The organism is Streptomyces sp. NPDC054866, from assembly GCF_053610745.1.
The window spans coordinates 302,362-320,636 of the sequence record NZ_JBSGZA010000005.1; the positions used below are offsets into that span (position 1 = coordinate 302,362).

Here is an 18,275-nt window from a genome sequence, read left to right on the forward strand (position 1 = left end):
GTGGGCCCTCCGGGGTCCACCCCCTGGAATCGAGGTGAATCGCCCGCTCCGGGGCCGTTAGGATTTCGACCATGGCGGCCACTGGATCCGAGAAGCAGGGAGCGGGCGAGAACGCGAAGGCGTTCTACGTCTCGACCCCCATCTACTACGTAAACGACGCTCCTCACCTGGGCCACGCCTACACGACCGTTGCAGGGGACGTGCTCACGCGCTGGCACCGTCAGCGCGGCGAGAAGGTGTGGTACCTCACCGGCACGGACGAGCACGGTCAGAAGATCATGCGCACTGCCGAGGCGAACGACGTCACGCCCCAGGCGTGGTGCGACAAGCTCGTGGACGAGGCCTGGCGGCCTCTCTGGGAGCACCTGAACATCGCGAACGACGACTTCATCCGCACGACGGAGAAGCGCCACACGGACCGCGTCCAGGAGTTCGTCCAGGATCTCTACGAGAAGGACGAGATCTACAAGGGCGGCTATGAGGGCCCGTACTGCGTGGGCTGCGAGGAGTACAAGCTCCCCGGCGACCTGATCGACGGCGAGGCCGGCGGCGAGTTCGAGGGGCAGAAGCTCTGCCCCATCCACAAGAAGCCGGTGGAGCTCCTCAAGGAGGAGAACTACTTCTTCAAGCTGAGCGAGTACGGCCCCAAGCTCCTCGAGCACTACGCGGCGAACCCGGACTTCATCCAGCCCGAGTCGGCGCGCAACGAGGTCGTGAACTTCGTCAAGCAGGGCCTCCAGGACCTCTCGATCTCGCGCTCGACGTTCGACTGGGGCGTCAAGGTCCCGTGGGACGACAAGCACGTCATCTACGTCTGGGTCGACGCGCTCCTCAACTACGCCACGGCCGTCGGCTACGGCGCGGACGAGGAAAAGTTCAAGTCAACCTTCCCCGCCGACGTCCACCTGGTCGGCAAGGACATCCTGCGCTTCCACGCGGTCATCTGGCCCGCGATGCTGATGGCGCAGGGTCTGCCGCTGCCGGGCCGCATCGCGGCGAACGGCTGGCTGATGGTCGGCGGCGAGAAGATGTCGAAGTCGAACCTGACGGGCATCAAGCCGCAGGACCTCACGTCCCACTTCGGTGTGGACGCGTACCGCTGGTACTTCCTGCGTGCCATCGCGTTCGGCCAGGACGGCTCGTTCTCGTGGGAGGACTTCACCGCCCGCTACACGAGCGAGCTCGCGAACGACTACGGAAACCTCGCCTCGCGTGTGGCGGCCATGGTCGGCAAGTACTTCGGCGGCGCGCTTCCCGAGGCGACGGCGGTCGGCGCGGCTGAGCAGGCGGTCCAGGAAGGCCTGGCCAAGGCGGTCGCGACGGCCGACCTGAAGATCGGCGAGGAGCTGGACTTCCAGGCCGGCATCCTGGCGGTGTTCGCCTTCGTCAAGCAGGTCAACGGCTACATCACGGAGCAGGAGCCGTGGAAGGTGGCCAAGGACGACTCCCCGGAGGGCCAGGCCCGCCTGGCGACGATCCTCTACACGGCGGCGGAATCGCTGCGCGCGGTAGCGGTCCTGCTGAACCCGATCATGCCGGAGACCTCGCAGAAGCTGTGGGACTCGCTCGGCGCCGAGGCCTCGCTGGGCGCGCTCGCCGAGCAGAAGGTCCAGGACGCGGGTACGTGGGGGCAGCTGCCGGTGGGTGCGACAGTCACGAAGGGTGCGGTGCTTTTCCCCCGCCTGGAGGACAAGTCGGACGCGTAGCAGACGCGTCGGATTGCAGAAAAGTCCCGGCAGCACACCGTGTTCTACGGCGTGCTGCCGGGACTTTCTCGCGACATGGACCGAACCCCATCGCGTACGAGGCCGCAATTCATGAGACCGCGCCACGCTCAAGGGCCCACCGCCGGGCGTCGGCTTCGGAAGAGCGCGAGATTAGGATCATCGCGAGCACACGGTTTGCCAGCCGAAGTCACGAAGGCGGAGGTGCGAAGTATGGGGGTACGTGGAGCAGGCGGGGGCCAAGAGAGCGGCGTCGATCTGAAGGTGTCGAGCAAGGACCTCACCAAACTGACCGAGGACCTCGACGTCATGCAGGACCATCTGGACAAGCAGGTCAGGCGGATGGACGCGATCGTCGACCGCATCGAAGCGGGTTGGCGAGGACCGGCGGCGACGGCATACCGCGAGTTCCACCGGGCGGCGGCCGAGGACGCCGTGCGCATCCGTGAAGTGATCCGGCATATCGAGCAGGCCGTACGCCTGAGCCGGGATGGCTTCACAGAACAGGAGCTGGACGTGATGGCCCAACTGCGGAGTATCCCGGTGGACATCGACAGCGAGGTCGACAAGCTGTCGACACCTGCCCCGGAGACGACCGGGCCCGCCCATCCGCGCAGCAGCCTCGACTCTTTCTGATGGCCTCTCCCGGGGCACCTGCCGCGACCACGACGACACCTACGAACGGGGAATCATGCCGACCGGAAGTGCGGACGACGAGCACATAACCGTCGCCTTCGCCTCCCTCCGCGACCTCGCCGGCGATCTGGAGGACATCCTCAAGAAGCTCAACGGCAGTCTGGATGACCTCCACGACCGGGTGGTGCCGGTCGTGTTGTCCTGGGAGGGGGAGACTCGCGAGGTCTTCGTTGACAAACTCGACGAGTGGGACCGCTCGGCCCAGGACCTCCAAGCCGCCCAGAAGTGGCTCCACGCGTGCGCGACCACGAGCCACATCAACTATGCGGCAGCGCACCAGGCCGTGCTGCGCGGCTGGGGGGCCGGCTGATGGGGACCCCACCGCCGGGCCAGAACGGCACCATCGACGTCAAGCCGAGCGACCTCCACCGCGTCTCCGGCGGTGTGGCGAGCCAGCAGACCGTGATGGACAAAGGTGCCAAGAGCCTGCTCGAAGACCTGCGCGAGTTCCCGGACGCCGGCGGTTACGGGACTTCGCCCCAGGCGTTCGCGACGTCGTACGTCAAGGTGGGCGACCGCTTCCTCGATGTGTGGGCCAAGAGCATCGTCAGTATCGGGGGTGCGGCAGTCGGCTTTACGTCGACGGCCAATGCTTATGCGAAGGCGGAAGCGGCCAACGACCCCAAGGGGAAGGCGAAGCCGGTTGTCCAGCCGTTACCCAAGGTCATCGAGGAGGCGCCCGCCTACGGCTCCGTGCCGAATCTCAAGTGGGGCGACGACGACGGCGGCGACGACTTCATCCGCAGACTCCTCGAGTGGGTGCCCGAACCCGTCCGGGACGTGCTGAGGCCGGTAGTGAAGCACGCCTTCCGGATGGGCAAGGTCGCCGACGTCTACCCGTATCCACAGCAGCACCACCTGAACTCACTGTCCAAGGCGTGGATGGCGACGACCGCCTCGCTCTCCATGGCGGAGAGCGGGCTGACTGGGAACGTCAGTAGCATCACTCAGCAGACCAACAGCGAGTGGCACGACGCGATGCGCCAGTTCTGCAGCTCGCTGTGGGGCACGACGGCATGGGGCAAGAGCCGTGTGAACTACGAGTGGAAGCACGACAGCTCCTCCTCGCAGACCTCCACCCACCCCGTGATGACCGTGCTGTTCGACACGGCCAAGAAGGTCAGCGATCTCCTCTACGAATTCGCCGAGGCAGCCGTCTACCTCAATCGCGAGGTGTGGGATGTCTACGTCGAGGCCGTACGCGAGGCCATCCCCAAGGTTGAGGTCAACCTCAAGGACGGCGTGGGCATGAACGACGTCACGGGGTTGGTCAAAGGGGTGGTCAAAGGTGTCGCCAAGGGCGCGGGCCAGTTGGGCCAGGGCATTGTCCTGAACCTGGACACCGGCAAGTTGAACTCGATCGTCACCACGTACAACCAACGGGTCGACGCGCTCGTTCCGCGTCTCGACGCCCTCATGGCCCCGTTGGACGAGGCCCATCTGAGCGCTCCAAAATTCAAAGCCCAGGAGGCACGTGCGCACGGCTTCGGCATGCGGGCCCTGGAGGAGTTCAAGGACTCGAAGGTCTGGCTGAAGGTCGACTCGGCCGGCAAGTACGACCTCAACCTCGCCGCCAATGAATACATGGACAACGGCCACACTCTGGACAAGCACGTCGGCAAGACGGACATGCAGCTCGCGCAGCGCCTGCGCGACCAGCAGACGAACGGGCCGACCCCGACCTGGCCACACGGCAAGCCGTACCCCGGCGCCTCCTCGTCCTTCCCGAACTACCGGCGGGCGGAGGAGCTGACCGAGTACAACCTCAACCAGAACAAGGCTGCCATCGAGGCATGGCTCAAGGGCCCACCCCCGCCGGGAGAGGGCGACGGCAGGCCGTTCCGTTCGACCGCACCGCCCGGCGAGACCAGCGGCCGCAGCGTGAGCAAACAGCCGGTGGACCTCAGCGACCCGCTGTCCGGGTACAAGGAGGGCGGGATGGACGCCAAGGCGTACGACGTGAACGGCATCGACACGCGTATCCGGTACGACAGCAGCCGCAACCCGCCGTTCACGGTGATGACGTCGATGCCCTACAAGCCCTAGACCCGCCGAGAAAGGACCGCACTACATGTCCGCCGAGCAGGCCTCCTGGGACACCGCGGTACGCCACCTGTACAGGGACGCGACCGCGTACATCGCCACCGGCGCACGCCGCCACAATGACTGGACGCTCGACGTCCTCGCGCTGATGGACCGGGCCGTCCCGGACCCCCGGGGCTGGGCCCGCATCGACGACACGGAGAAGGACCCGGAGCGCGAGACAAACCCCACGTGGCCCTTCGCCGGGCACCCCCCGGAGTACGTCGCGCCACGCCTCAAGGAGATCGACCTGGACAGCGCCGAGAATCTGCTCCTGGCCCTCACCGAGGGTGGCTGCACCCTGTCAAACCTCCAGTACTTCGACGAGTCTGCGGATGAGCTGAGGGCGATGGCGCGCACAGTCCTGGCCCGCTACGGGGACGAGGCCACCTATTGCACCAACGTGAGCAAGACCGGCAGCGCACCCGGCACACTCGACTTCACGCTGGAGGTCGGAATTGGGTACAGCCCCATGAGCGTCTTCACGGAGGATTGCGGCCTCGTCGTCGTCTCGGACACCGAGGTCGGACTTTTCTGGAACTTCAACGACCTGTGACCCGGCTGGCTGACCGTACGAGCGCAGCTCCCGACCAGGTCATTTGAGAGGATCTCCCCGTGCTCACCCGTTCCGCCTCCTACCCCGACCGGGAGACCGCTCACTGGGCCACGCAGCAGGTGGTGACCGCCAACGAGCAGGTCATCCACCGCTGGCTCGTCCAGGGCACCCGGGCCCGCCTCACCATCGAGGCCGCCTGGCCCTCCCGCGAGGAGTCCGTGGGCCGGGTCCAGTTGGAGGGCGACCTGCTGGCCGGGCGGGGGCCCGCCGATGTCCGCGCGGCGCGCGTGGTGCTGCGCCGCGAGCCGTCGAGTCCGCACGGCTTCGTCGTCCGCACGACCGTCCCGTTCTACCTGTAGGGGCCGCACCCACATGTCCATGAAGCCCCTCGAACATGACCGCCGTTACGGTGAGCTGGATCAGGTGATGCGCGCGTACCTGGGGCAGTCTGCCGACGACACCCCGGAGCGGCGCAGCCGCGCGCTGGACTCATACCTCCGTCACACCTGGCACACCCGCCCCTGGGCCGTCGCGGAGGCGGAGCGCCAGCTGCGCGAGTACAGCCGCAACCCACCGGGCCGCATCCGGCACAGGCTGGGCGAGTTCTACGCGATCCCGGACACCGGGATCGCCGAGTCGGCGATCGGCGACTGGCTGACGATGCTGGCCGACCACCTGCGGAAGAGCGTCGAGGAGGGTGACGTCCCGGAACCGTCGTTCCCGCAGACTCACTGGGAGTGGCACGCACGCTTCCCGGAAACCGCGCAACTGCTCGGCGGCTGGTTCTCGCAGGACATCGTCGACGAGTTCCCTGACCACGACGCCGCCGTCGCCGACTACGCAGCCACCACCGAGCCCCAACTGGCCGCACGCCTTGTGGGCGAGCTCCACGAGTTGCTCGCCCTCTCCCTGGACGAGGGGGACTACGCCTTGGCAGCCGCCGAACTCGGCATGGAGGTCGGCCCGCCCGAGCCGTTCTCCTACGGCGCCTGGTTCCAGTCCGTGGCGGCCAAGCTGGCCGACGGCTGATCCGGGCTTGCGGACCACCCTCCATTAGCCGTTCCGGCCTGGAGGAGCCGAAGCAGTCGTAAGTAGTCGTAAGCGGTCTCAATAGAGCGACGTGTCCGGTTATGTCCTATGGAACTGAACTGGACTGCGGGGGCTCGCGATTCACGTCGCGGGCCCCTGCTTCTTGCCCAACTTGGCTGATTCATGCGGGTCCCATAGCGATACCGATCACATTCGACCAGAACTCACGCCGTCTTCACATCTTCATACGTACGCTTCACTGTATGACCACGACTCCCGGCACCCCCGACCGGCCGCGCCCCGCGGCCGAGGTGAACGAGGAGATACGCGCGCTCTGGCTCCGGACGGGCGGATATCTCCGCCCCGAACAACACCTTGAGTACGAAAAGCTCGTGGCGGAGTGGGCCGAGGCGACAGCCGCGGCGGCCTCGCACTCACCGGCCGTGTGAGCCGGCAGCGCGTTCCGGGCATGACGCGATTCAACAACTGAGCGGGCCTTCATGAGCCACTGGCGACGCGATTCAACAACAGCGAACCAGGGGCAGGCGGGGTCCACAGGGCCTGCGGGGGCAGCGGGGCGGTCGGCGGGGGCATCTCCCGCCCGCCGCATGAACTAGCGCCTCGCCACACCCTCGCCCACGCCCACGCCCCGACCCGCGCCCTGCACCCCGTACGACCCCACGAGCCGTGCCAGTTGACGCCCTGCCGCCCGCAGCGGCTCCTCGCTGCGGTTGACCTGGGCGGTTACCTCGGCGCCCTCCAGGGCGCTGATCACAGTGGTTGCCAACTCCCGCGCGTCCCCCGCGGCGAAGCCGGAGCCGAGCAGTTTCTCCTCCACCAGCCGCTCCCAACTCGCCAGCGCGGCCGCGCACACCCGCTGGATGTCCGAGTCCGTGCCCAGCGTCTCCAGGGCCGCGGCGGTGACGGGGCAGCCGTCGATCCATCCCGACTCCCGCAGCCCCACGGCCAGTTCCGCCGCGCAGGCCTCGATCGCGGCGCCGGGGTCGTCGGCCGTGGTCAGGGCGGAGCGCAGCAGCACGGCGAACTCCTCGCCGCTGTGGGTGATCGCGGCCACCGCGACGGCCTCCTTCCCGCCGGGGAAGAAGTGGTACACGGAGCCGAGCGTGGCCTCCGCGTCCTTCGCGATCTGCTTGATGCCGGTGCCGACGTACCCCTGGCGCTGCAGCAGCCGTGCGGCGGCGATGACGATGCGGTCGCGGGTGCCGGGCGTCGCGGCTGTGCTGGTCTTGGCCATGCGGTCAGCTTACCTCGCGACTAATTAGAGCGTTCATTCCAGAGGCGTGCTACGTTTCCCCCATGCTCTAGATAGAGCGCTCGTTCTAGTCCCGCCCCCACCCCAGGAGGATCCACATGAACGCCACCCCTCTCACCCCCACCCCTCTCACCCTCATCGGCCTCGGCCCCATGGGCCACGCGATGGCCACCGCCCTGCTCGACAAGGGCCACCAGGTCACCCTCTGGAACCGCACCGCGTCCCGCGCGGACGACCTGGTGGCGCGCGGCGCGATACTCGCCGCCACCCCCGAAGAAGCCATCGCCGCCAACGAGTTGGTGATCCTGAGCCTCACGGACTACGACGCGATGTACTCCGTACTGGAACCGGCGGCAGCCGCCCTCCCCGGCCGGGTGATCGTCAACCTCAGCTCGGACACCCCGAAGAAGGCACGCGAGGCGGCGAGTTGGGTCGCCGGGCACGGCGCCGCGCACCTCACGGGCGGTGTGCTCGTCCCGCCCTCCGGCATCGGAACGCCGGAGTCCTCGACGTTCTACAGCGGCCCGCACGAGGCGTACGCGAAGCACCGCGCGACCCTTGAGGTGCTGACGGGCGAGACGGACTACCGGGGCGAGGACCCGGGCCTTGCGGCCCTGATGTACCAGCTGAACATGGTCATCTTCTGGACGAGCGTCTCCAGCTACTGGTACGCGGTCGCCCTCGCCAAGGCCAACGGCCTCTCAGCGACGGACATCCTCCCGTACGCCTCGCAGAACATGACCGGCATGCCGGAGTTCCTGTCCTTCTACGCGCCGCGCATCGACGCGGGCAACCACGAGGGCGACGTGGACCGCCTCGCCATGGGCCTGGCCAGCATGGAGCACGTGGTGGACACCCACACCGACTCGGGCGTGGACGCCGCCCTGCCGTCGGCGGTGGCCGACCTGTTCCGACGCGGAATGGAGGCGGGCCACGCGAAGGACAGCTTCTCCAGCATCGTGGAGCTGCTGGGAAGCCGCTGAGGGAGTGGGTCCGTGCGGCGGCCTAGACAGCTCAGTGTTTGACATGCAGGTAAATACCTGCATGATGGAGATGTGAGTACGAGCAAGGGTCAGGGCCCCGCACCGAGTCCGGTCGACAAGGTCTTCAAGGCCCTGGCCGACCCCACGCGGCGCTATCTCCTGGACCAACTGCACGGCCACAACGGGCAGACGCTGGGTGAGCTGGCCGAACGCGTCGCGATGACGCGCCAGTCGGCCACCCAGCACCTCGCACTCCTGGAGGACGCGAACCTGGTCAGCACGGTGCGGCGAGGGCGCGAAAAACTCCACTACCTGAATCCCGTGCCCCTGCACGAGATCCAGGAACGATGGATCGGCAAGTTCGAGCACCCACGCCTTCAAGCACTCAGCACTCTGAAACGACAGGCGGAGGCCGCCACCATGACCACCAACCCGACGAAACCGACGTACGTCTACGTCACCTACATCGAAAGCACCCCGGAGAAGGTCTGGCACGCCCTCACCGACGCGGACCTGACGGCGGCGTACTGGGGCCACTCCAACGTCTCCGACTGGAAGCAGGGCTCCCCCTGGGAGCACCGGCGCACGGACGGCTCGGGCATCGCGGACGTCGTGGGCGAGGTGGTCGAGAGCACCCCGCCCTCCCGCCTCGTCACCACGTGGGCGGAGCCCGGCGCCGACACCACCTCCGAGGCGCCCTCCCAGGTCACCTTCGACATCGAGCCGTACGGCGGGATCGTGCGCCTCACGGTGACGCACGAGAACCTGGCGAGCGAGAAGGACCGCGACGACGTGGCGTCGGGCTGGCCGGCGGTCCTGTCGAACCTCAAGTCCCTCCTGGAGACGGGCTCCCCGCTCCCGGAGGAACCGTGGCTCGTCCCGAGCGACTGACCCGTACACCCGTACACCCGTACAGGAAAGGGCCCGGAACCGAGATCGGTTCCGGGCCCTCGCCTTGGCTGTTCGCAGCGCTGCTTGTCGCTACTTGTCCGTCTCGCCCTTGCCGGAGGCGACCGGCTTGCGCAGCTGGATGTTCAGTTCGCGCAGACGCGACTCCTCCAGTTCGGAGGGGGCGCCCATCATCAGGTCCTGCGCGTTGCCGTTCAGCGGGAACGCGATCGTCTCGCGGATGTTCGGCTCGTCCGCGAGGAGCATGACGATGCGGTCGACGCCCGGCGCGATGCCGCCGTGCGGCGGTGCGCCCAGGCGGAAGGCGCGGAGCATGCCCGCGAACTCCCGCTCCACGGTCTCCGCTTCGTAGCCCGCGATCGCGAAGGCCTTGAGCATGACCTCGGGCTCGTGGTTACGGATCGCGCCGGAGGACAGCTCGATGCCGTTGCAGACGATGTCGTACTGCCAGGCGAGGATGTCGAGGGGGTCCTTCTCCTCCAGGTCCTTCATGCCGCCCTGGGGCATCGAGAAGGGGTTGTGGGAGAAGTCGATCTTTCCGGTGTCCTCGTCCTTCTCGTACATCGGGAAGTCGACGATCCAGCAGAAGCGGAAGACGCCCTCCTCGAAGTGGCCCGCGCGCTTGGCGGCCTCGACGCGGACGGCGGACATGATCTTCGAGACCTCTTCGAACTCGCCCGCTCCGAAGAAGACCGCGTGGCCCGCCTCCAGGCCGAGGCGCTTCGTCAGTTCCTCTACGTTCGCCTCCGTCAGGAACTTCGCGATCGGTCCCGTCAGCGAGCCGTCCTCGGCCACCCGCACCCAGGCCAGGCCCTTCGCGCCCTGCTCGACCGCGTAGTCACCGAGGCCGTCGAAGAACTTGCGGGACTGCGACGCCGTGTCCGGGACCGGAAGCGCGCGGACGTGCTTGCCCGCGAACGCCTTGAACTCGGAGTCGGCGAAGATGTCCGTGATGTCGTGCAGTTCGAGCTTCGCCCGCAGGTCCGGCTTGTCGTTGCCGTACTTCAGCATCGACTCGCGGAACGGGATGCGGGGGAACGGAGACGTGACCTCGCGGCCGCCCCCGTACTCCGTGAAGATCTCCGTCATGAGCTTCTCGATGGGCTGGAAGACGTCCTCCTGCTCAACGAAGGACATTTCCACGTCGAGCTGGTAGAACTCGCCCGGCGAGCGGTCCGCGCGCGCGTCCTCGTCGCGGAAGCACGGCGCGATCTGGAAGTAGCGGTCGAAGCCCGAGATCATCAGCAGCTGCTTGAACTGCTGCGGGGCCTGGGGTAGCGCGTAGAACTTGCCGGGGTTCAGGCGGGAGGGCACCACGAAGTCGCGGGCGCCCTCGGGGGACGTCGCGGCGAGGATCGGCGTCGCCATCTCGTTGAAGCCGAGGGCCACCATCTTCGAGCGGATGGAGGCGATCACGGACGAGCGCAGCATGATGTTGCGGTGCATGCGCTCGCGGCGCAGGTCCAGGAAGCGGTACTCAAGGCGACGCTCTTCGTTCACGCCGTCGTCCGCGTTGATCGTGAAGGGGATCTGCTGGGCCGCGCCGAGCACCTCGACCTCGGCAGCCTCGATCTCGACCTCACCGGTGGGCAGCTCGGGGTTCACGTTCTCCGCGCCGCGCGAGACGACCTTGCCGTCGATACGGACGACCGTCTCCTTGGAGAGCTTGTCGAGCGTCTCGGCGGCGGCCGTGCCGGGGCGGGCCACCAGCTGCGTGATGCCGTAGTGGTCGCGCAGATCGATGAAGAGGATGCCACCCAGGTCTCGGCGATTGTGCAGCCAGCCGCTCAGCCGGACGTCGGAGCCGACGTCAGAGGCGCGGAGCTCGCCGCAGGTGTGGGACCTGTACCGATGCATCTTCGTTCATCCAGTCTTCGCGAATAGGGGAGAGAGCAGACAGTCCCCAAGGCTACCGTCCGGGCGGAGATCGCTTTCCGGATTACCTCGCGGATCACTCCGGAGCGCCTCCCGTCACCCCCGGCGGTGGCGACTTGTCCATCGATCTTCCTAAAGTGGGTCAATGCGCACCGACGATCCCCTGCAGCAGGCGGGGGACGAACCCCTGCCTCCCGTACGGGACGTCCTTGCCGCCATCGCGACCGGCCTGTGGCGCTGGGACAACACGGCCGGCACCGTCACGCTCGACGCCGAGGCGGCCCGGCTCCTCGGGCTTCCCGCGCACGCCCAGACCCTCACCGAGGCGGGCGTGCGCTCCCGCTTCCACCCCGTCGACTGGAACGAGATCGACGGCATCGTCCAGCTCGCCGTCGCCGAGGGCACCCTCGCCGAGGCGAGGCTTCGGATCATGGACGAGCAGGGCCGCCGCGTGCTGCGCATCGTGCGCAGCCGCTCCAAGCCGATCGTGGACGAGGCCACGCATTCGTACGAGCTCATCGGCACCCTGCAAGAGGTCACCGAGCCCCCGCCGGGCGCCGCCGCCCGCAGCCCGGTCACCGGTGACTGGCGGCGCTCCCGCGAGGCCTTCCTGCTCGACGCCGGGCGTGCGCTCGCCGAGGCGCGGTCGACGGAGGAGGTGCTCCGGGTGGCCAGCGGGCTCTCCATGCCGGGGTTCTCGCCGGACGGGCTCGGTGTCTTCGGGGTCGAGGGCGACCGGCTCAAGGTCATCGGGCATCACGGGCACCAGCCGGGGGACGACCTGCCCTTCTCGGCGATGACCCTGGACACGGACTATCCGGCCGCCGAGGTGGTCCGCACGGGCCGCGCGGTCTATCTCTCCTCGCCCGAGGAGTACCACCGCCGCTACCCCGCGACCTGGCCGCTGGCCCAGCCCTTCGACCGGCAGTCGTGGGCGTTCCTGCCGCTGACCGTCGCGGGGCGCACGATGGGCGCTTGGCTCGCGGCCTTCGCCTACCCCGTCTCGTTCACGCCGGACGAGCGCTCCGTCCTGACGACGGTGGCCCGGATGCTGGCCCAGGCCCTGTCGCGGGCCGGGGTCGCCGAGTCGGAGCGGGAGCTGACGGAGGGTCTCCAGCGCTCGATGCTGCCGCTGCTCGGGCCGCGCATCCCGGGGATGAGCGTGGCCGCGCGGTATGTGCCGACCGGCGGCGGGCTCCAGGTGGGCGGCGACTGGTACGACATGATTCCGCTGCCCAACGGCCGCATCGCCTTCGTCATCGGGGACGTGCAAGGGCATGACGTGCGCGCGGCCGGGCTCATGGGCCAGCTGCGGATCGCCCTGCGCGCGTACGCGTCCGAGGGCCACCGCCCGGACGCCGTGCTCTCCCGGGCGACGCGCTTCCTCTCGGGGATCACGGACGGCATCGCGATCGGGTCGGACGGCGACCCCGCGGGCGACGCGGGCGACGCGCGCTTCGCGACCTGCCTCTACGTGGAGGCCGACCCGGCCACCGGCGTCCTGGAGATCGCCCGCGCGGGCCACCCGGAGCCCGCGATACGGATGAGCGACGGAACGGTCCTGCTGCGCCCCACCGCGGGCGGCCTGCCGCTCGGCATCGACCCGGACGCGGACTACCCCACGACCCGCCTGGTCCTGGAGGCCGGCGAGACGATGCTGATCTGCACCGACGGCCTCATCGAGACCGGCGGCCACGACCTGGACAGCGGCTGGAAGCGGATCCGCAAGATCCTGGAGGAGGACGGGGGTGACGGCGACGACGGGCTCGAAGAGCTCGCCGACACCCTCGTACAGGCCGTGCACGGGCCCTCGTCGCACCAGAACACGGGCCAGCTCGCGGACCGCCGCGAGGACGACATAGCGGTCCTGCTCCTTCGCAGGGCCGGGCACCTTGTCCATCGCACGCCCGCCCGCCGCACGGTCCTCACGGTCGCGCAGGCCGAGCCGGAGCGCATCGCGGGGGCGCGGCGCCATGTGCGGGAGCTGCTGCACGACTGGGCCGTCGCCGATCAGGTCGACTCGGCGGTCCTGATGGTCTCCGAGATGATCACGAACGTACTGGTGCACACGGACGGCGATGCCCTGCTGGTCGCCGAGGTCATAGGGGTTCCGGGCTCGCGCAGGCTCCGGGCCGAGGTCTCGGACGGCAGCGACGACCTTCCGCACAAGCGCCACCCCGGTGAACTGGCGTCGTCCGGGCGGGGATTGGTCCTGATGGAGCTGCTCGCCGACGAGTGGGGGGTTGACCCCAGGGGCGAGGGCAAGAGCATCTGGTTCGAACTCTACGAGGGTGCAGCCGACTCCGGTGATTCCGCACCCGATCCCGCGCCCGCGCCCGAATAGCCGCCCCGCAGCTCCGAGAACACCCCGAACGCGGCCGCCGTCACCGGCACCGCGAGCAGCATCCCGAGGATTCCGGCCACGGACGCCCCGGCGGTGATCGCCAGCATGACGACCGCCGGGTGCATCTGCACGGTCCGCGACTGGATCACCGGCTGGAGCACGTGCCCCTCAAGGACCTGCACGGCGAGTACGACACCCAGCGCCCACAGCGCGATGAACACGCCCCGGTCGGCGAGCGCGACGAGGACGGCGACGGCGCCGGAGATGAACGCGCCCAGATAGGGGATGTAGGCGCCGATGAACACGAGCGCGCCGAGCCCCCACGCCCCCGGCACCCGCAGGATCAGGAGCCCGGCGGTGATGCAGATGGCGTCGATGAGCGCGATGAACGTGGTCCCGCGCATGAACCCCTCGACGGCCTCGAAGGCGCGCCTGCCCATGGCCTCGACGGTGTCTGCGGTGCCGCGCGGGGCGAGCGAGCGCATGGAACCGAGCGCCCGGTCGGAGTCGCGCAGGAAGAAGAAGACGAGCAGCAGCGCGAGGACGGCCATGGCGATCATCTCGCCGACGACGCTGAGCCCGCTGATCACTCCGGACGCGGCGGAGCCGCCGAACTTTCCGAGCAGGTCCTTGGCGTTGGACGCCATGTCGTCCAGGGAGGTACCCGCGGCACCGAAGTGCTTGGAGAGGTCGGTGGCGGCCTGCTTCAGGGAGGCGACGATCTGGTCGCCGGTGTCGATCAGGGCCTTGGCCACGATATAGACCGCGCCGCCGACGACCGCGACGACGACCGCGCAGGTGAGCCCGGCGGCCAGCGACCGCTGCACCTTCATCCTCAGGAGCCAGCGGTAGACGGGCCCGAGGAGCGCCGTGCCGAGCAGGGCGAGCAGCACCGGCGTGACGGCCGTCTTGAAGGTGACGAAGAGCCAGATCGCCACGGCGGCCACGCCGGCGACGAGCAGGAGGACGACGCACCAGGCGGCGACGCGCCGTGCGGGCTCGGGCAGAAGGGTGCTCACCCTCCTACCCGAGCACGGGGCGCGTGGGCCCGCACCTTATGTACGGCTACATACCGTGCACGGCGGGGACCTTGCCCAGCAGGCCCTTCTGGAAGTCCTCGAACGCCTGCTGGAGCTCGGCCTGACTGTTCATCACGAACGGTCCGTAGTGCGCCATCGGCTCACGGATCGGCTGCCCGCCGAGCAGCACGACCTCCAGGTCGGGGGTGTGCCCGTCCTGCTTCTCGTCCGCGCGGACGGTCAGCGAGGAGCCCGCGCCGAAGACCGCCGTCTGGCCCATGTGCACCGGGCGGCGCTCGGCACCGGCCGTGCCGCGCCCGGCGAGGACGTACGCGAGGCCGTTGAAGTCCTCGCGCCAGGGCAGTGTGACCTCGGCGCCGGGACGCACCGTCGCGTGGATCATCGTGATCGGTGTGTGCGTGATGCCGGGGCCCTCGTGCCCGTCGAGCTCACCCGCGATGACGCGCAGGAGCGCGCCGCCGTCGGGGGACGTGAGGAGCTGCACCTGGCCGCCGCGGATGTCCTGGTAGCGGGGGTCCATCATCTTGTCCCGCGCGGGCAGGTTCACCCACAGCTGGAGGCCGTGGAAGAGGCCGCCGGACTGGACGAGGGACTCCGGGGGCGCCTCGATGTGCAGGAGGCCGCTGCCGGCGGTCATCCACTGGGTGTCGCCGTTCTGGATGGTGCCGCCGCCACCGTTCGAGTCCTGGTGCACGAAGGTCCCGTCGATCAGGTACGTGACGGTCTCGAAGCCGCGGTGCGGGTGCCAGGGCGTGCCCTTCGGCTCCCCGGCTCCGTACTCCACCTCACCCATCTGGTCCATCATGATGAACGGGTCGAGGTACTTGTAGTTGATCCCCGCGAACGCCCGGCGCACCGGGAAGCCCTCGCCCTCGTAGCCGCTCGGGGCGGTCGTCACGGCGAGCACGGGGCGGGCCACGGCATCGGCGGACGCGGCCACACGGGGCAGGGTCAGCGGGTTCTCGACGGTCACAGCGGGCATGTCGGTGCCTCCTTCTCGTACGCTCACTTTAGTTGAACGTAGAACTTCTTGCCACCGGGAACGCGAGACGCCCGGAGGGAATTCCCTCCGGGCGCCACCTGTGTCCTGTAACGGCCGCTAGCCGTACATCCTGCGCATGGCGAAGTCGACCATCTGCTCGACCGCCTTGGCGTCGAAGACCATGCGGTGCTCGCCCTCCATGTCGAGGACGAAGCCGTACCCGGTGGGGAGGAGGTCGATGACCTCCGCGCCCGTGATCACGAAGTACTTGGACTCCTTGCCCGCGTACCGGCGCAGCTCCTTGAGCGAGGTGAACATCGGGATCACCGGCTGCTGGGTGTTGTGCAGGGCGAGGAAGCCGGGGTTGTCACCGCGCGGGCAGTAGACCTTCGAGGTGGCGAAGGCCTGCTGGAAGTCCTCGGCGGACATCGAGCCCGTGGTGAAGGCGCGCACCGCGTCCGCGAGGGACGGGGGCGACGGCTCGGGGTAGAGCGGAGGCTGCTGGGCGTACCCCTGCGCGCCGCCCGGCATCTGCTGCGGCGGCGGCTGCGCCCCGGGCGGGGCGTACTGCTGCTGGGCGCCTGGGCTCTGGTCGTAGCCGTACATGCCCGCAAGAGTACTGAGCCCGCACCCCCGCCGCGCACGAGTACTGGGTCACAGATGACCCATTAGGGGTTGCTTCTTATTACTGGCGGGTAGCATCATCGTAGCTACTAGCTGGTACTGATCCCGTTGATCCCTTTTCTGCTTACGGAGCCGTCGCCATGGGGCACTACAAGTCGAATCTCCGCGACATCGAGTTCAACCTCTTCGAGGTGCTCGGCCGCGACAAGCTGTACGGCACCGGCCCGTTCGCGGAGATGGACGTCGACACCGCCAAGAGCATCCTCGAAGAGCTGCGCCGCCTCGCCGAGAACGAGCTGGCCGAGTCCTTCGAGGACGCCGACCGCAACCCGCCGGTCTTCGACCCGGCGACCAACACCGCTCCCGTACCGGCGTCCTTCAAGAAGAGCTACCAGGCCTTCATGGACTCCGAGTACTGGCGCCTGGGCCTGCCCGAGGGCATCGGCGGCACGACCGCGCCCCGCTCCCTGATCTGGGGTTACGCGGAGCTGCTGCTCGGCGCCAATCCGGCCGTGTGGATGTACTCCTCCGGTCCGGCGTTCGCGGGCATCCTGCACGACGAGGGCAACGAGGCGCAGAAGAAGATCGCCGCGATCGCCGTCGAGAAGCAGTGGGGCTCGACGATGGTCCTGACCGAGCCGGACGCCGGTTCGGACGTGGGCGCGGGTCGCACCAAGGCGATCAAGCAGGAGGACGGCTCCTGGCACATCGAGGGCGTGAAGCGCTTCATCACGTCCGGTGAGCACGACATGTCGGAGAACATCCTCCACTACGTCCTCGCCCGCCCCGAGGGCCACGGCCCCGGCACGAAGGGCCTCTCGCTCTTCCTGGTCCCGAAGTACGAGTTCGACTGGGAGACCGGCGAGCTCGGCGAGCGCAACGGCGTGTACGCCACCAACGTCGAGCACAAGATGGGCCTCAAGGCGTCCAACACGTGCGAGATGACGTTCGGCGACCAGCACCCCGCCAAGGGCTGGCTGATCGGCGACAAGCACGACGGCATCCGCCAGATGTTCATGATCATCGAGTTCGCCCGCATGATGGTCGGCACGAAGGCCATCGCGACGCTCTCGACGGGCTACCTCAACGCCCTGGAGTACGCCAAGGAGCGCGTGCAGGGTCCGGACCTGGCCCAGTTCATGGACAAGACGGCGCCCAAGGTGACGATCACCCACCACCCGGACGTGCGCCGCTCGCTGATGACGCAGAAGGCGTACGCGGAGGGCATGCGCGCCCTGGTCCTGCACACCGCGGCGGTCCAGGACGACATCCAGATCAAGGAGGCGGCGGGCGAGGACGCGTCGGCGCTGATCGCCCTGAACGACCTCCTCCTGCCGATCGTCAAGGGCTACGGCTCGGAGAAGTCGTACGAGCAGCTGGCGCAGTCGCTCCAGACGTTCGGCGGCTCGGGGTACCTCCAGGAGTACCCCATCGAGCAGTACATCCGTGACGCCAAGATCGACACCCTCTACGAGGGCACGACGGCCATCCAGGGCCAGGACTACTTCTTCCGGAAGATCGTCCGCAACCAGGGCGCCGCGCTGAACGGCCTCGCCGAGGAGATCAAGAAGTTCCTCGCGGTGGGTACGGGCGGCGAGACGCTGGCCGGGGCCCGCGAGGAGCTGGCCAAGGCCGCGGTCGATCTTGAGGCCATCGTCGGCGTCATGCTGACGGACCTCGCGGCCACGGAGTCGGACGTGAAGTCCATCTACAAGGTGGGCCTCAACACGACCCGCCTCCTGATGGTCTCGGGCGACGTCGTCGTCGGCTACCTGCTCCTGCGTGGCGCGGCGGTCGCCGCCGAGAAGCTGGAGACGGCCTCCGCGAAGGACAAGGCCTTCTACGAGGGCAAGATCGCCGCGGCCAAGTTCTTCGCGGCGAACGTCCTGCCGGGCGTCACGGCCGAGCGGAAGCTGGCCGAGGGCGTCGACCTGGACCTGATGGAGCTGGACGAGGCTGCGTTCTAGTTCTCCACGTCGCTTCGAGGGTGGCCCGCTCCCGCTTCGGGGGCGGGCCACTGTCGCATGCGGGGTGATCAGGTGGGTGGGCGGGAAAGATCCGCAGCGAAGCGGCGGTACAGGGACACCGGTCGCGGGCAGTTCCCGTACAGAACCTCCCAGAAAAGGCCCCCCTCGCTCGGAGGAACCGCTAGCTAGGC

Annotated in this window: 17 protein-coding genes; 12 read left to right on the forward strand and 5 right to left on the reverse strand. The window is 68.4% G+C overall.

The window, feature by feature from the left end; translation table 11 throughout:
* Positions 1–71 precede the first annotated feature (71 nt).
* The 8 genes from metG (at position 72) to ACWGI2_RS26300 (ending at position 6,536) form a co-directional block, all read left to right on the forward strand.
* Complete coding sequence (gene metG, locus ACWGI2_RS26265; protein WP_453697980.1) at positions 72–1,706, forward strand: methionine--tRNA ligase; 1,635 nt, start codon at positions 72–74, stop codon at positions 1,704–1,706.
* A 231-nt stretch (positions 1,707–1,937) separates the two neighbouring features.
* Complete coding sequence (locus tag ACWGI2_RS26270) at positions 1,938–2,360, forward strand: WXG100 family type VII secretion target (RefSeq protein ID WP_453396880.1); 423 nt, start codon at positions 1,938–1,940, stop codon at positions 2,358–2,360.
* A 55-nt stretch (positions 2,361–2,415) separates the two neighbouring features.
* The gene (locus tag ACWGI2_RS26275) at positions 2,416–2,730 is read left to right on the forward strand and encodes a WXG100 family type VII secretion target (protein ID WP_453396879.1); all 315 of its coding nucleotides are present in this window, start codon (positions 2,416–2,418) and stop codon (positions 2,728–2,730) included.
* Positions 2,730–4,466 (forward strand): RNase A-like domain-containing protein, encoded by a 1,737-nt coding sequence (locus ACWGI2_RS26280; protein WP_453396878.1) that lies wholly within the window; start codon positions 2,730–2,732, stop codon positions 4,464–4,466. The genes ACWGI2_RS26275 and ACWGI2_RS26280 overlap by 1 nt, the downstream gene beginning before the upstream one ends.
* 25 nt (positions 4,467–4,491) lie before the next feature.
* Entirely contained in the window at positions 4,492–5,058 is a 567-nt protein-coding gene (locus ACWGI2_RS26285) for a hypothetical protein (protein WP_453697982.1), read from the forward strand.
* A 59-nt stretch (positions 5,059–5,117) separates the two neighbouring features.
* On the forward strand, positions 5,118–5,417 hold the full coding sequence (locus ACWGI2_RS26290) for an RNase A-like domain-containing protein (protein ID WP_453697984.1): 300 nt from the start codon (positions 5,118–5,120) through the stop codon (positions 5,415–5,417).
* Between the two features lie 13 nt (positions 5,418–5,430).
* A complete protein-coding gene (locus ACWGI2_RS26295) occupies positions 5,431–6,087 on the forward strand; it encodes a contact-dependent growth inhibition system immunity protein (protein ID WP_453697986.1) in 657 nt (218 codons plus the stop codon).
* A 263-nt stretch (positions 6,088–6,350) separates the two neighbouring features.
* Positions 6,351–6,536: a hypothetical protein gene (locus ACWGI2_RS26300; protein ID WP_365828776.1), complete on the forward strand. Its 186-nt coding sequence runs from the start codon at positions 6,351–6,353 to the stop codon at positions 6,534–6,536.
* Positions 6,537–6,700: 164 nt separating this feature from the next.
* On the opposite strand, the gene ACWGI2_RS26305 is transcribed toward ACWGI2_RS26300, so the two are convergent.
* Complete coding sequence (locus ACWGI2_RS26305) at positions 6,701–7,342, reverse strand: TetR/AcrR family transcriptional regulator (protein WP_453697988.1); 642 nt, start codon at positions 7,340–7,342, stop codon at positions 6,701–6,703.
* A 116-nt stretch (positions 7,343–7,458) separates the two neighbouring features.
* Here ACWGI2_RS26305 and ACWGI2_RS26310 point away from each other — a divergent pair, with 116 nt between their 5' ends.
* Positions 7,459–8,343: an NAD(P)-dependent oxidoreductase gene (locus ACWGI2_RS26310; RefSeq protein ID WP_453697990.1), complete on the forward strand. Its 885-nt coding sequence runs from the start codon at positions 7,459–7,461 to the stop codon at positions 8,341–8,343.
* Between the two features lie 72 nt (positions 8,344–8,415).
* Positions 8,416–9,234 carry an ArsR/SmtB family transcription factor gene (locus ACWGI2_RS26315; protein ID WP_453697991.1) on the forward strand — a complete coding sequence of 273 codons (819 nt, stop codon included), beginning with the start codon at positions 8,416–8,418 and terminating at the stop codon, positions 9,232–9,234.
* A gap of 90 nt (positions 9,235–9,324) precedes the next feature.
* On the opposite strand, the gene aspS is transcribed toward ACWGI2_RS26315, so the two are convergent.
* Entirely contained in the window at positions 9,325–11,109 is a 1,785-nt protein-coding gene (gene aspS / locus ACWGI2_RS26320; RefSeq protein WP_453697993.1) for an aspartate--tRNA ligase, read from the reverse strand.
* A gap of 163 nt (positions 11,110–11,272) precedes the next feature.
* Between aspS and ACWGI2_RS26325 the strand changes: the two genes are divergently transcribed.
* Positions 11,273–13,471 carry a SpoIIE family protein phosphatase gene (locus ACWGI2_RS26325; RefSeq protein ID WP_453697995.1) on the forward strand — a complete coding sequence of 733 codons (2,199 nt, stop codon included), beginning with the start codon at positions 11,273–11,275 and terminating at the stop codon, positions 13,469–13,471.
* Here ACWGI2_RS26325 and ACWGI2_RS26330 read toward each other — a convergent pair.
* The 3 genes from ACWGI2_RS26330 to ACWGI2_RS26340 all read right to left on the reverse strand — a co-directional run bounded on the left by ACWGI2_RS26330 (position 13,411) and on the right by ACWGI2_RS26340 (position 16,099).
* On the reverse strand, positions 13,411–14,490 hold the full coding sequence (locus ACWGI2_RS26330) for an AI-2E family transporter (RefSeq protein ID WP_453697996.1): 1,080 nt from the start codon (positions 14,488–14,490) through the stop codon (positions 13,411–13,413). The genes ACWGI2_RS26325 and ACWGI2_RS26330 overlap by 61 nt on opposite strands.
* Positions 14,491–14,536: 46 nt before the next feature.
* Positions 14,537–15,493: a pirin family protein gene (locus ACWGI2_RS26335; RefSeq protein ID WP_453697997.1), complete on the reverse strand. Its 957-nt coding sequence runs from the start codon at positions 15,491–15,493 to the stop codon at positions 14,537–14,539.
* 117 nt (positions 15,494–15,610) lie between these two features.
* The gene (locus ACWGI2_RS26340; protein ID WP_363210398.1) at positions 15,611–16,099 is read right to left on the reverse strand and encodes an SseB family protein; all 489 of its coding nucleotides are present in this window, start codon (positions 16,097–16,099) and stop codon (positions 15,611–15,613) included.
* 158 nt (positions 16,100–16,257) lie between these two features.
* On the opposite strand from ACWGI2_RS26340, the gene ACWGI2_RS26345 reads away from it, so the two are divergent.
* Positions 16,258–18,084, forward strand: a complete 1,827-nt coding sequence (locus ACWGI2_RS26345; RefSeq protein WP_453697999.1) for an acyl-CoA dehydrogenase — start codon at positions 16,258–16,260, stop codon at positions 18,082–18,084.
* Positions 18,085–18,275: the final 191 nt, after the last annotated feature.